Below are 13,718 nucleotides of genomic sequence, written 5' to 3' on the forward strand. Positions count from 1 at the left end.
CAACTGGCAAACTCGAACGATACAGTCAATGCATACTACCAACCTACCCTTCCTCTTCAATATTCCATACCAATCTATTCATATCACGCTAGCTAATGAGGCAATCAGTCCTTTTTAGACCATGTTGTTCATCTTTTTAATTACTATCATACGCTCGAAAATTCCGTCTTTTTAGCACTACGATTCTGATATGAAAATTGCAGACCTAAAACTGTTCACAAAAGTAGTAGAACTAGGCAGTTTTACTGCCGCGGCCAATGCGCTTGATCTGCCTAGAGCCAATGTCAGTCGACGAATCAATGAACTCGAAAAGGCAGTAGGGTCGCAATTATTTCACCGGACAACCCGCAACCTATCGCTGACAAACAGTGGTAGCACCTATTTTGACGAAATTACCCAAGCCATAGAGTTGTTCGACCGTGCTCAACAATCACTGTCCAGTTCTAGAGATATGCTTACAGGGAAAATTAAGCTCGGAGTCCTACCCGAGACTTATGACCTTCTGCAGCCTATCTTGTTCGAATTTCATGACAAATACCCTGAGATTCAACTCGACATCCGCAGTATCAGTAACGGATTCAATGAGATTTTTCAGCAGGGTTTAGATATCGCTATTCACGGCGGAACCATATTCGACTCTGATATTGTTGCCCGAAAAGTGATTCAATATCGCCGAGCGTTAGTCGCTTCGCCTGAGTATGTTGAAGAGTTTGGAGCTCTAGAGTCGTTAGATGAACTTGACCAACATAAGTGTATTTGTTTTCGCTGGCCTAGTGGTGATATCGACAGCCAGTGGCACTTTGATTCAGGTACCGCTTCTGTGAAAGCAAGTTTAATCGCCAACAGTGTCGGCTTTATTAAAGGCGCGACCATAAGGGGGCGAGGTATTAGTTTCTTACCGACAATGATGATACAACGAGAGCTAAAACAAGGTACGCTCGTACCTTTGCTACCTCAAGAAACAGCCATAAAAGAAGATGGTTGGCTACTCTACCCTCAGCCAAAAACATTGAATAAAGCCAGTAAAGTGCTCATCGAGCACCTCTCTTCAGAAATACCGCGCCTCAATCAATTGTCATAATTTTTATGACAGTAAGTCTCATCAGAGACGGCTTATTTGAACACTGTTCAATATTAAGATAGCTCCATTATTACGGAGCTATCTATTATGAAAACAATAAACACAATCACACTCTGCATCGCAACGTCCATCGCGTTGCTTGGATGCAATCAAGCCAAGGTGCTAGAGCAACCTGAACCAAAACAAACCACTTTACAGGTCATCAGACTCAATAGCTTAGAAGATAATTCAACCAAGCATTTTAGTGGTGTAGTCCGTGCTCATGATAGCGCTAACTTGGCATTTCGAGTTCCCGGTACGCTGAGCGAAGTTCACGTACAAGCTGGCGATAGCGTTAGAAAGGGTGACGTAATTGCTCGCTTAGATCCTCATGACTATCAAGTAGCACTCGAAGAACTAGAAGCAAAGATGCTTGAAGCAAAGTCAGCTCACAAACTAGCAAAAGCCGAGTTAAAACGGGTTAAACAAGCAATCGCTGACAATGCGATTGCCAGTGTAAATTTAGACCGTGCCACGAGTGGTTATGAACGTAGCCTTTCAGCAGTGAAAGTCGTCAATAAAAACATTCAGAGAGCCAAAGACACATTAGGCTATACACAGTTGGTCGCACCTTTTGACGGTATTATCGCCAGCGTAGAATTTGATGCCCATGAGCAGGTTCTACCCGGTATTGCCGTAGCAACCATGCAAGATAACTCCGCATTGGACGTTGAGATTGATGTGCCAGAAAATATGATCGACCAGTTTAGTATCAACGATTCAGGTTCTATTAGCTGGTATCAATCAGACACTCCTATCAAAGGGTATGTCACCGAGATAGCTCCACTTCCTCATCTGATCAAACAGACCTATACCGTTACCTACACATTGGACAATGCAAACCAACATCTCTTCTCGGGCAAGTCCGTTACGGTGTCATCAAAAACAATGGTGGCTAAAGATTCCTTCTGTATTCCCTACTCGGCGCTAGTGGGAGAGAAAGAGGAACTACATATCAATGTGGTACGCAATAACGAGGTGGTCTCGACACCCGTTGAACTGAGATCTTTAGATGCTTATCAAGCTTGTATCTCTGGAAATGTGAAAGGCGACGACTACGTAGTAGTGAGCGGATCTTTCTATTTAAAAGATGGTGATGTAGCAGACAAACTTGTACTTAGGGATCTATAGGACATAGAACATGATTAAACTCGCCGAATTCGCCATTCGACAAAAAACGTTTCTGTTGTTTTTTATCACGCTTAGTATCATCGCTGGCATCTATTCTTATTTTGATCTTGGTAAGCTAGAAGACCCAAGCTTTACCGTAAAAACCGCGGTTGTCGTTACCTTATATCCAGGAGCATCGGCTGAACAGGTCGAGAAACAGGTGACCGATACGGTCGAAACCAAGCTGCAAGAAATGGGGGAACTAAATCGGTTACGATCACTGTCTCGCCCAGGCATGTCCATGGTATTCGTAGACCTTAAAGAAAGTCTGAACTCCCAAGACTTACCTCAGCAATGGGACATACTTCGCAGTAAGGTACAAGATGTAAAACTGCAGCTCCCTGCTACAGCGCAAATCAGCCTAGTGCAAGATGAGTTTTCCGAAGTCTATGGCATGTTGTTTGCCATTCATAGCAACGATGCTCAGCCGGAAGAACTTCGTCGTTATTCAGAAGAACTCCAACGTCGTTTAAAAACCATAAAAGGCATTAAGAAAATTGAATTACACGGTGTCCAACCACGTGTGGTCTATATCGACCTTCCCGATGAACGCCTTGCTCAGTATGGCTTGTCTGTAGCTCAAGTTTGGAATCAGCTTAATAGTACCAATACCACCTTCGAAACGGGTAAATTCGATGCTGGTTCAGAACGTATTCGAATACACCAAGGTAGTGAATTTCAATCTCTAGCCGATATTCGCAATCTCGTAATTAAAGGCGGGGTTAGTGAGTTTGGCACTGGGCTTATTCGACTCGGTGACGTTGCAGATGTCACCATGGGCTATCAAAAACCAGCACTTACAGAAAACCGCTACAACGGACAAGCTTCGGTCACATTGGCAGTAAGTCCAGTCCCGGGGATTAATGTCGTGTCGTTAGGCGATACGATCCAAGATATTATCAATGACTACCAAGCGAGCTTGCCTCTTGGGGTTGATATCTCGACTATTGCATTTCAACCTGACGAAGTACAAAAAGCTATCGACAACTTTGTCGGCAACCTGTTAGAAAGTGTTGCGATCGTCTTTGTGGTGCTACTGATCTTCATGGGCTTTAAGAGTGCAACAATTGTTGGCGGCAGTCTTCTTCTGACGATACTGTTAACGCTTATCTATATGAACATCAACGATATAGATTTACACCGAGTATCCCTAGGTACGTTTATCTTAGCACTTGGGATGTTAGTAGATAACGCCATCGTTATCACTGACATGATGATCGCAAAGTTAAATAAAGGTGTTGAGCGAACACAAGCGGCGTTAGACTCTGTTAAGGAAACTGGTGTTCCTTTATTGGGTGCGACTATCATCGCCATCATGGGAGCAAGTCCAGTTCTATTCTCGAAAACGGACGCTGCCGAATTCGCAGGCTCAGTATTTTATATCATAGCGTCTTCACTCTTACTCTCTTGGCTTGTTGCTATGACATTCACCACTCTCATGTGTTGGCTGTTCATCAAACCTAATTCAGAAAGCAGCGAAGACAAAATGGCTCGCTACAAACAATGCGTAAACTGGACAGTCGATAATCCCAAAAAAGCGCTAGCAGCATTGATTCCATTAATTGCGGTTACCGCAATGGCTGTTCCGTACATTGCTATTAACTTTATCCCACAATCAGATCGCCCAATTGTATTCTTCGACTATTGGCTACCTAATGGAGCCAAAGTAGAACAAACCTCAATAGACATGAGGAAAATGGAATCCTGGCTGCTACAGCAACCAGAAGTGGAGAGCATCGCCACAGCAATTGGTAGTAGCGTTCCTCGATTCTCTGTGACGGTTGAACCAGAACCGTTTGACCCAGCTTACGGTCAAATACTAATTAACACCAAAGATTACCAATCAATATCTGCACTTGTTGCACGTGGTGATGCTTGGGTAGAGGAGCAGTTTCCTAATGCGGAGCCTCGATTCCGAGCCTTGAAGCTTGCCACCGCTGATAAATACGCGGTCGAAGCTCGCTTCTCTGGTCCAGATGAAGCTGTACTACACCAACTCGCTAATCAAGCTAAAGCCATTATGGCCCAGCACCCTGAAGCGAAGTACGTACGAGACGATTGGCGCCAACAAAGTAAGGTACTGACTCCAATTATTAACCAAGATAAAGCGCGCCGTGCAGGCATCAATCGAACCGATATCGCCTTTGCCATGAAGCGCGCCTCGGATGGCATGCCACTTGGTCAAATGAACCTCAATGATGAGTTAATTACCATTCAGCTTCGTGGTTCTGAACAAACCATGGCATCACTAGAGACATTACCCGTTAAGTCCATTCTTGGATTGCACAGTGTTCCACTAGGACAAGTTGTGGATGGCTTCGAGTTAAAAGCTGAAGAGAGCATGATTTGGCGTCGTGACCGCGTGAAAACCATCACAGCTCAGGCGGGGGTTGAACGTACCAGCACTCCTGCGAGAGTTCGAAATGCCATTAAAGACCAGATTGAAGCAATTGAGTTGCCACCTGGCTACACAATGACGTGGGGTGGCGAGTATTACGACGAACACAAAGCAGTGTCAGACATTTTGAAGCAGCTGCCTAAAGCACTGCTCATCATGGTGATTATCCTCGTCGCGATGTTTAATGGCTTTAAACAGCCTGTGATTATTCTTTCTACGATTCCATTAGCAGCAACAGGTGCCACCTTTGCCCTACTTGCTTTTGATAAGCCATTTGGTTTCATGGCGCTCATAGGTGCCGTAACGCTCATGGGTATGATTATTAAAAATGGCATCGTGCTCATGGATCAAATTGAACTAGAAAGGCAGAACGGTTTGGGACTTTCCGAAGCCATTAAGTCAGCGACGATTAATCGTACGATGGCTATATCTATGGGCGCATTAACCACGGCCTTGGGGATGATCCCACTACTCAGTGACCTGTTATTTGATCAAATGGCCGCAACCATTATTGGTGGACTGGCAGCCGCAACGGTGTTGTCACTATTTGTTATGCCAGCTCTTTATCGCTTGGCCTACAAAGAGACACCAACAACAGCAAAATCATCGACACACGGCACTATTGTCGCGTCAGAACAAAAGGCATAAAACATGAAAACGCATCACTCACGTAAATGCCTACTTAAGGCGATAAAACTTGCTCCTTTGGCTCTCGCAATAACATTAGCGGGCTGTGCTGTTGGGCCTGATTACACAGAACCAACGATGACTCTATCAAACACTTACTTATATAGTAGTAACAAGCAACAAGCTGAGAACGATTACTGGTGGACAAGCTTTAACGACGACTCACTAAATCAAATGGTACAAGATGTGCAGCGTCAAAATATCCCGCTTAAAATGGCAGCCGAGCGGATAAAAATGGCCAACAGTTATCAATCTGTAGTGAGCTCTTTTAAAGTCCCTACTGTTAACATTGGGGCGGGCTACTTTAACTATCAGTTGAGTAAGAATGATTCCCTGTTAGGTCCAGCATTAAACCCTATCGGAGACTCGCTGCCAACTGGCACACCTTTAGACTCCACAACCTTGCTAAATAATCAGCATGATGGCGTGTTTGCTGGCGCTAGCATAGGTTGGGAAATGGATCTGTTTGGGCGTATCGACAGACAGTCGAACGCCGCCAAGATTCGTGTTGAACAAGCAGAAATCTACCGCAGTGGGCTCAATACCCTAATTACCGCAGACTTGGTGCACAACTACCTACAGTATCGTGGCGCTCAAGAGAGAATGGCGTTGATTGACGCAAACTTGGCCGACCAAACTAAGACATTAGAGCTAGTAAAGAAACTGGTAAAAAGTGGCTATGGCTCTGAACTCGACTTAGCACAAGCTCAAACTATGCTGGCTGCAACTGAGTCGGTTATTCCACAACTGGAAATCGCCCAACAAGTTCATAAACAACGGATGGCAACTCTATTAGGTGAACCTCTTACTCAAGTCGATATTCGCCTTGCTAGCAGTGCTGGTCTGCCAAGTCTAGAAGGTGTTATCCCCGTTGGCCTGCCATCTGATCTTCTAAAACGTCGCCCAGATATACGCATTGCTGAACGTGAAATGGCCGCGTTAAACGAAGAAGTCGCAGCTAGCATTGCCAATCGTTACCCCAAGTTTTTCCTAACTGGAACTCCGGGAGTATCGGCAAGCAGCTTTGATGATTTATTTGATTCTGACTCTGTTGGGTGGGCTGGTGCGGTTGGCGTGAGCTGGAACGTGTTTGATGGAGGAAGAGGCGAAGCACTGGTTGAGTTGAACGAAGCACGCTTTGACGCAGCAGTACTTGGCTACGAACACTCGGTCAACACTGCAATCACCGAGGTCGACTCTATGCTGTTTGCGTATGGGCGAAGCCAGCAAAATGAGCAACGTATTCAAGAAGCACTAAACGCCTCTGACAACGCATTAAGTAAAGCACAATCATTGTACAAAGCGGGCCTTATCAACCATCTTGCATTGCTCGATGCACAACGCCAGCAGCGTATTATGGAAGATAGATTACTAGCGGCAAGGTTGCAGACCGCACAAGTGACAGTAGGAGTCTTTAAATCACTAGGCGGAGATTGGCAGCTTCCTAATTTAGTACCAGAAGACGCTTAACATATTGCATTATGAAAGAACGCGGATTACTGAATCGCTGCGTTCTTTCATTTCGTAAAGTACAACAGTTCATCACTGACAGGCTATCGTGAAAGAATGACACTTAGCTACTAGTCAGTTGAGGTCACTACATCAAAGCACTCTTGCTTAACCCGAGAGCGTAAAATCTTCTAGATAATATTTCTCGAATGTTCAGTATTTTCAGAACGATTATTTCGAATTAAAGGAGTGGGGTCATGTTATTTCAACGTTAAGTTTTAACCGACTGTAACCATAAATTCGATACCAAGATGAAATATACGGATAGAGTTAATTTCATTTACTTCTGAAAAATATAATGTAGCAAAACTCGTAAAGCAATTTACGCCTCACGAGCTTTCAAAACTCTAAGGTTAACCTATTTGGTTTTGTTCTTTTAACCTCTTTAGTTGGTTAATAGCACTGAACTTAGCACGCGTCTGTACATACTTCGCCAAGGCTCTCTCTTGGATATGAGCCACCCTGATGGCACCAAGTACATTTACCTCCAATGGCGCATCAATCGAAAAAACCATCGTTGGAATATCTGATACAAGGTTGTGATAGCCATTGTTAGCTAGGATATCGCACTCGTAACTCTTACTTATCAAGTTGCAAGATATACAGATATTTACATATTTGAGTTTTCCTATAATAAAGAAGTTAGAGTCATCACTCCCACGCTGAACTTCAGTGAACCCAAACTCCTGCAAAGAAGCAGTAATCGTTTCAGTATGCTGTTCAACGAAAGAACTCATAATTTTTCCCTTTGCTTGGCGCAAAATCGGTACCTTATTTGATACCACGCTTTATCCTGACGAGCAGTGGCTTGCTCTACGGCCTTCTTCCAGTAAATAGATGCTTCATTAAATTGACGCTGTCTCTCTAACTTTGAAGCGGTCTCTGCATACTTCTCGATATCAGTCAAAATTAAACCCTCAGCTAAATATAGATTGGGGTACCTTTGTCAAAGCAGTAGCCTTGATATCCCCAAAAGAATCGATTTAAGCCAACTAACATTTTGAATATCGACGTAGACTCAACATGTTCCATGATTATTTTTTCCGGCCTTACCTGTGCGAAGGTTTCAAGCATATCCACTTCTCTTGCCGAACTGGGAGATTGAATTTTGATGAACTCGTATAAGTTCATATCCAATTCATTAGCACGAAAGTCCGACTTGTAAATATCGTAATCATCCGCTGCCGTCACTACGCCATTCTGTTTTAGCAGAGTAAGCCCCTCTATGATTCGTACGCAGCTGCCACACACGTTTCGTTCAGTCATTTCCACAACTAGCCCAATTTGTTTTTCTAATAGATAGCTATTTAACTCAATAAGTCTCGCTAACAAGGTAATATCACATAGATTGCTTCGCTCTATGTTGAGAAAGATATACTTCCCAGACCAATCACATTCAAACCTACCATTCTCAACGGCGACTTTTATTCGTTCTAGCAAATAATTAGCTGATGATGAAAACGTTAAGTCACTATGAACATTGGGGCCAAGCAAAGTTTCTCGACTTCTTATTTGGTCAATTAGAACCTCATACCCTATACATTGCTCACTTGCACTATATATACCTTGCATTTTGTACTGGTAATTTGCGCTGCTATGCTTGATTCCTTTAATAAATCTGTCAATTTGCACACACATAAATGGCGTTCTCCCCTTCTACGAGTGCGTAGCCTACGCCCCGTATGCTTATAATCCTTATATTTTTATCTGCCAGATTCCTTCTCGTGCAGTACACCAATTGGAGCAAACTACTTTCGCTTATTGGTTCTCCGTCCCAAACAAAATCAACAATCTCATTTTTCGATAGAACCACACCTTGAGGTGTTTGGTTTAAGCAGCAAAGCATTCTTAAACATGTCTCACTCCATACTCGATTGCTTTTTCGGTCTATTACTTTGTTCTTTCTCTTCTCTAATTGAAGATCAAACCGGTACTCAATATTCTTAATTCGAATACAGTTAAAACATTCAAGACTTTTAAGACATTCCATTAGTTACTCCCCCGTAAGCGAAAATGCTAACAAACAGACCAACTGACATGACGTTTAATGATTATTATTATTTAGAGCAAGAATTCTATTTTAGGGCAGCAGCAAAGTGCGAGCTAAAAATATACACAGATCACATTACACCACTACACTAATAACATTAAAATCAATAACAACTCAATTTAAACCAATGTTAGAACAAAAGGTAATGGAGTGTCGGAATAAGTAATATTACGTCATAGAGAAATAAAAGCCTCCGTATGGAATGCTGAATAATTAACAGTTAATAGGCTAGGAAAAATTAAAAATAGTCCACATTCACCATAAGAACTATGTATTCTGGTAAATATAATGTTCATATTTGGATATATATAACCACATGGCGTCATGTAAAAATTAAAGATCACTGAGGGCGAGCCGTACTTCTCAGCGTTTTTGAAGGGGAACTTTGCCAAAAAAGAACGGCATAGTTAGTTATTTGAAGAGTATCTAAGTTATGTGAATTATGGTTATCTATCTTGGGGATAACAAATAAATCACGGTTAGGCTTAAAACAGTTACTATTTGGAACATGAGTTTTTTACATACGAAAAAGCCCGCTTCAGAGAAGCGGGCTTTCGAAAATTTGGTGGGTCCGGGCGAACTCGAATCGCCGACCCCTACCATGTCAAGGTAGTACTCTAACCAACTGAGCTACGGACCCAAATTTTGTGTTCCCTTTGAATCGTGATTCAAAGTGAGGATGGTGGGTCCGGGCGAACTCGAATCGCCGACCCCTACCATGTCAAGGTAGTACTCTAACCAACTGAGCTACGGACCCATCGTCTTTGGAACGAGATGGATATTAACGAGAGATACCAAGCTGTGCAAGTAGATTTTTGTGTTTTTGGTATCGTTTGGCTTAGAAGCCATCAATTCGACTCTTTTTTATGCTTTTAACCAGTAAAAATGTGAATTACATCAGTTTGTTGAACCTAATGGTACTACGTATTTATTCCTCATCATCGAAAACCACGTTGTAGTTTTCGGTGTATTGGCACAATGGTTGACGACTACAAGTAAAGAAACGTCGTCCTTTGAAATCACCCTGCGTTGCCGTCTTTATCGTCATAGGGCTACCACAACGTTTACAGAAACGGACTTCTTTTTCGGGTTCAATAAGATCAATATGTGCAGCAAGCAAACGTCTTATCTTACTGACTTGGTAGCTCAACTTAACAGATGCACCTATGAGTGGGATATTTGCAGATTTACACACTTGCATAATCAGCTTTTGACGTTCAACTTTGCCTTTATCCAACTTTTGACCGTTGTCGTACTCGATCACGACTCTGGGTTGCATCGTTCTCGGATCGCAAATAACAAAATCGAAGTAGCTTTTGGCAATCACGTTATTAGCAATGAACCATTGCTTCTTATTACTAATGTTCTGAGGAGTCACTACATTAGCCATGCTGACCTTAGTTAAGATGACACCATGCTCCCCTACAGCTTCTTTTAATGCATTATAGAAAGCTGTTTGTGCCGAAGAGAGAATTGGTCCCTTCACTTTGTACTGATACGATCTTGTGTCTTCCTGCTTTACAAAGTATTTCTGAGCAACAAGGAACAACCCCACCAGTAACGCTAATACAATGAATATCTCAAACATTGACGCAGTAATACCTAGAATTAATGAACATGTTCGTTTCCAGAGTATTCGCAATAGGATATAGATGCAATCATTGTAAGCTGAACTCTGATTTTTGTCGTATATTCTATTTAGAAAGAGTCAGTTAGGTATTAAAAGGAGTCTACCTTGATAAAAACAATTCTTCGCTATTTTGTGGTGAGCTTACCACTGTTGTTACTCGGTTGTACTGGCATTCCCGACAAAGTACAGCCCGTTACAGGTTTCGATCTCGACCGCTATCTTGGCAGATGGTATGAGGTGGCTCGACTGGACCATAGCTTCGAGCGGGGGCTAGACAATGTCACCGCTACCTACTCATTGAATGACGATGGCTCTGTAAAAGTGCTAAATCGTGGTTGGGACACGAAAGAGCAGGAATGGTCGGAAGCGGAAGGCAAAGCAAAATTTGTCTCGTCACCCGATATCGCGCACCTTAAAGTGTCTTTCTTCGGACCTTTTTATGGAAGCTATGTGGTCTATTATTTAGAACCAGATTATTCTGCTGCACTAGTCAGTGGCTACAATTCCGATTACTTTTGGATTTTATCGAGAACACCTACCATCAAGGAAGCAAAGTTAGACCAGTATTTGAAAATCGCTTATGAAGCCGGATTCGACACATCGGCGCTTATCTTCCCTAAACACGATAAGCCTAAGCAAAATTAACGCGCAGTCAGCACGGACTTAAACATCCCTTTAAGTTTGATTTTCGTTACCCGCCAATGAGTCACTGGTCTCATTGGCGCGGTGTCAAGAATATGCTCTTTTGCACGCTCATCAAAAACCACAGGGCCTCGGTGCGCCAACAGAATCTGCTCAGCGTTTAAGTTGTACACTTTCTCCACTGATCTTCGATATTGATTTGGATGAAATATAGGAAATGGTGCGGTGAGATGCTGCTTCACTTGCACCATTAAGTCCGCAACATAAACAATCGACTCATTAGGGTTATAGACCGAGATATCTCGGTCTGTGTGACCCGGCGTGTCAAGTATTTGCCAATCAGCAAATAACGGTACAGTATCACCATCAATCAGTTGGTAATCCGCATTTAATGCCTTGTTGTACCATAGGTTTTTTCTAGGTTGCCCTAACCGCTTCGCCATATACCAAGCCAACACTAAGTCTGTAACATGCATCAAAAAGCCATCTATCCCGGAATACCAATCGCGCTCTTTCGCCGCTGAGACAATTTTAGCTCCTGTAATAGCTTTGAGCCGATGAGCAGCTCCAGCGTGGTCTGGGTGCATATGGGTCACGACGATAACTTTTAAATCAGAAACTTGCCTCTGTAAATCATCGGTGATAAAACGCAGTATAGTGCCCACGTCAGCTCGGCTTGCACCGTCTAACAAGAGCAATTTATCTGGGTACTCAACCAAATAGATTTGTTGTATATATCCTTTAATTTGATGAATCTTCATCTTTCACTGACTGGTCTGATGTCTTTTCACCAAGATAGCCTTCAGGTAACATTTTTGCAACATAAACATCATTCATCTATGTTGAATTGATAAGTGTCTAGGAATATTTATGAGCACATTAATTGCGGGTCATCGCGGTGTTGCTGGAACTCATCCAGAAAACACCCTAGCAAGTATTCAAGCAGCAAAAAGAGCGGGCCTCACCTGGGTTGAAGTGGATGTTCAACCGACTAAAGATGACATACTAGTGGTTTGTCACGACCACACTATTAACCGATGCAGTAATGGCACCGGCAGAATCGATGAATTAACATTCGAACAACTTAGTCAGTTCGACTTTGGGTCATGGAAAGCACCACAGTTTGCTGGTGAGCGACTGATGAGCTTCGATGAATTACTCAATTACTGTCAGACTAACCAGCTGAGCATCAATATTGAGGTCAAGGTTGATAAACATGATGCGGAGCACGTCGTTGCTCTACTTGCAGAACGGCTCAATGCCTGTGAGATAGACCGAAATCAGTTGCTTATCTCAAGTTTTAGTCGTGAGGTAATGCTTGCACTGTATCAAGCAAAACTTGGCGTGCGCCTAGGTGTGCTAGGTAACCGGCTTAATAACCGTCTTTTAAAAACTATTGATGAGGTAGAGGCATTCAGCTGCCATCTCAATTATCGTTGGCTTACCCAAAAGCACATTAGAACGTTGCGAGAGCGTGGCTTACAGATCTGGTGCTATACCGTTAATAACCCGAAATCTTTTAAGCAGTTACAACAAGTTGATGCAATTTTCAGTGACTACCCGCAGCGATTTATGAACTTGCTTTAGTGGGCTTCATTGACGCAACCATATAGTCAATAAATGCTCGTCTTCGGGCGGGCATAAACTTTGACTGGGGAAATTGCATCACTAATTCCCCTTGATACCGAGAATTAATATGCCATTCCGGTAACACCTGTAAGACGTCACCTTCTCTCAAAGCTTTTTCCACCACAAATTCTGGGAAGATACCAATACCAATTCCACTTTTCACTGCATTTAACCGCATCTCGGAGTGGTTAACTGAGTAACGGCCGTCAACTTGAACTTTAACGTTTTCCCCATCCTTATTGAAAAGCCATACATTATCGTTTGGTTGTTCATTGAGAAATAAGCAATTGTGATTCAATAAGTTATTTGGATGGAACGGAATACCATGCTCTTGAAGGTATGATTTGCTTGCACACAGCACGGCTTTGATTTCACCAAGTGTTTTTGCTACCAAATTTTCTCTTGGGAAGTGTGTCAGCTCGAAAACGATATCTAGGTTGTGACCAAAAGGGTCAACGAACTCATCACTAACCAATAGGCGAAGTTTTACCTTCGGGTACAAATCGAGAAACGGCAGCATTAATGGCTCTAAAATGTGGCGACTGAAAGCTTTGGGAGCTGAAATCCTTAGTTCGCCTTGGGCTTCTCCCCCTTCCTGACTGGCAATATTGGCGATATCAGAAGCAGACTCCATGATTTTCTTACTGAACTCGTACACTACCTTGCCAGTGTCCGTTGTTACCTGTTTTCTCGTTGTTCGTTCAAGTAGATCAGCATTAAGCGCAGCCTCAAGTCGACTTATTTGGCGGCTTACTCCTGATGGCGTCATACCCAACCTCTGCGAGGCGGCGGTGAAGCTCCCAGCTTCAACAACTGTCACAAACGCAGCAATATCCGGCAAAAGTGCCATGAGTTTATTTGTGTCCATCAGTCATAAGTCCTA

At 43.0% G+C, this 13,718-nt stretch carries 13 protein-coding genes and 2 tRNA genes; 6 read left to right on the forward strand and 9 right to left on the reverse strand.

Annotated features, from left to right (window positions below; all coding sequences use genetic code 11):
- The first annotated feature begins 190 nt into the window (after positions 1-190).
- The 4 genes from JKJ11_RS10255 to JKJ11_RS10270 all read left to right on the forward strand — a co-directional run bounded on the left by JKJ11_RS10255 (position 191) and on the right by JKJ11_RS10270 (position 6,845).
- A complete protein-coding gene (locus tag JKJ11_RS10255; protein WP_063603842.1) occupies positions 191-1,081 on the forward strand; it encodes a LysR family transcriptional regulator in 891 nt (296 codons plus the stop codon).
- An 87-nt stretch (positions 1,082-1,168) separates the two neighbouring features.
- Positions 1,169-2,251: an efflux RND transporter periplasmic adaptor subunit gene (locus JKJ11_RS10260; protein WP_236109517.1), complete on the forward strand. Its 1,083-nt coding sequence runs from the start codon at positions 1,169-1,171 to the stop codon at positions 2,249-2,251.
- A gap of 10 nt (positions 2,252-2,261) precedes the next feature.
- Entirely contained in the window at positions 2,262-5,336 is a 3,075-nt protein-coding gene (locus JKJ11_RS10265) for an efflux RND transporter permease subunit (RefSeq protein WP_252038127.1), read from the forward strand.
- A gap of 3 nt (positions 5,337-5,339) precedes the next feature.
- Positions 5,340-6,845 (forward strand): efflux transporter outer membrane subunit, encoded by a 1,506-nt coding sequence (locus JKJ11_RS10270; protein ID WP_252038128.1) that lies wholly within the window; start codon positions 5,340-5,342, stop codon positions 6,843-6,845.
- A gap of 392 nt (positions 6,846-7,237) precedes the next feature.
- On the opposite strand, the gene JKJ11_RS10275 is transcribed toward JKJ11_RS10270, so the two are convergent.
- The 7 genes from JKJ11_RS10275 to JKJ11_RS10295 all read right to left on the reverse strand — a co-directional run bounded on the left by JKJ11_RS10275 (position 7,238) and on the right by JKJ11_RS10295 (position 10,522).
- Positions 7,238-7,621: a hypothetical protein gene (locus JKJ11_RS10275; protein ID WP_006071882.1), complete on the reverse strand. Its 384-nt coding sequence runs from the start codon at positions 7,619-7,621 to the stop codon at positions 7,238-7,240.
- On the reverse strand, positions 7,618-7,791 hold the full coding sequence (locus tag JKJ11_RS26080; protein WP_006071884.1) for an ANR family transcriptional regulator: 174 nt from the start codon (positions 7,789-7,791) through the stop codon (positions 7,618-7,620). Before JKJ11_RS26080 ends, JKJ11_RS10275 begins: the two co-directional genes overlap by 4 nt.
- A gap of 14 nt (positions 7,792-7,805) precedes the next feature.
- Positions 7,806-8,456 (reverse strand): EAL domain-containing protein, encoded by a 651-nt coding sequence (locus JKJ11_RS10280; RefSeq protein ID WP_124939879.1) that lies wholly within the window; start codon positions 8,454-8,456, stop codon positions 7,806-7,808.
- Between the two features lie 49 nt (positions 8,457-8,505).
- Complete coding sequence (locus JKJ11_RS26085) at positions 8,506-8,874, reverse strand: winged helix-turn-helix domain-containing protein (protein WP_006071887.1); 369 nt, start codon at positions 8,872-8,874, stop codon at positions 8,506-8,508.
- Positions 8,875-9,497: 623 nt separating this feature from the next.
- Positions 9,498-9,574: transfer RNA gene (locus tag JKJ11_RS10285), tRNA-Val, on the reverse strand.
- Between the two features lie 40 nt (positions 9,575-9,614).
- Positions 9,615-9,691, reverse strand: a tRNA-Val gene (locus JKJ11_RS10290).
- A gap of 171 nt (positions 9,692-9,862) precedes the next feature.
- On the reverse strand, positions 9,863-10,522 hold the full coding sequence (locus JKJ11_RS10295; protein ID WP_038225778.1) for a DUF2726 domain-containing protein: 660 nt from the start codon (positions 10,520-10,522) through the stop codon (positions 9,863-9,865).
- 147 nt (positions 10,523-10,669) lie between these two features.
- On the opposite strand from JKJ11_RS10295, the gene JKJ11_RS10300 reads away from it, so the two are divergent.
- On the forward strand, positions 10,670-11,209 hold the full coding sequence (locus tag JKJ11_RS10300; RefSeq protein ID WP_236109513.1) for a lipocalin family protein: 540 nt from the start codon (positions 10,670-10,672) through the stop codon (positions 11,207-11,209).
- Here JKJ11_RS10300 and JKJ11_RS10305 read toward each other — a convergent pair.
- Entirely contained in the window at positions 11,206-11,967 is a 762-nt protein-coding gene (locus tag JKJ11_RS10305; protein ID WP_252038129.1) for an MBL fold metallo-hydrolase, read from the reverse strand. The genes JKJ11_RS10300 and JKJ11_RS10305 overlap by 4 nt on opposite strands.
- Before the next feature lie 109 nt (positions 11,968-12,076).
- Here JKJ11_RS10305 and JKJ11_RS10310 point away from each other — a divergent pair, with 109 nt between their 5' ends.
- Positions 12,077-12,793 carry a glycerophosphodiester phosphodiesterase family protein gene (locus JKJ11_RS10310; RefSeq protein WP_252038130.1) on the forward strand — a complete coding sequence of 239 codons (717 nt, stop codon included), beginning with the start codon at positions 12,077-12,079 and terminating at the stop codon, positions 12,791-12,793.
- On the opposite strand, the gene JKJ11_RS10315 is transcribed toward JKJ11_RS10310, so the two are convergent.
- A complete protein-coding gene (locus tag JKJ11_RS10315) occupies positions 12,777-13,703 on the reverse strand; it encodes a LysR family transcriptional regulator (protein ID WP_252038131.1) in 927 nt (308 codons plus the stop codon). The genes JKJ11_RS10310 and JKJ11_RS10315 overlap by 17 nt on opposite strands.
- Between the last annotated feature and the right edge of the window lie 15 nt (positions 13,704-13,718).

This window comes from Vibrio sp. SCSIO 43133 (genome assembly GCF_023716845.1).
Taxonomy (GTDB): Bacteria; Pseudomonadota; Gammaproteobacteria; order Enterobacterales; family Vibrionaceae; genus Vibrio; species Vibrio mediterranei.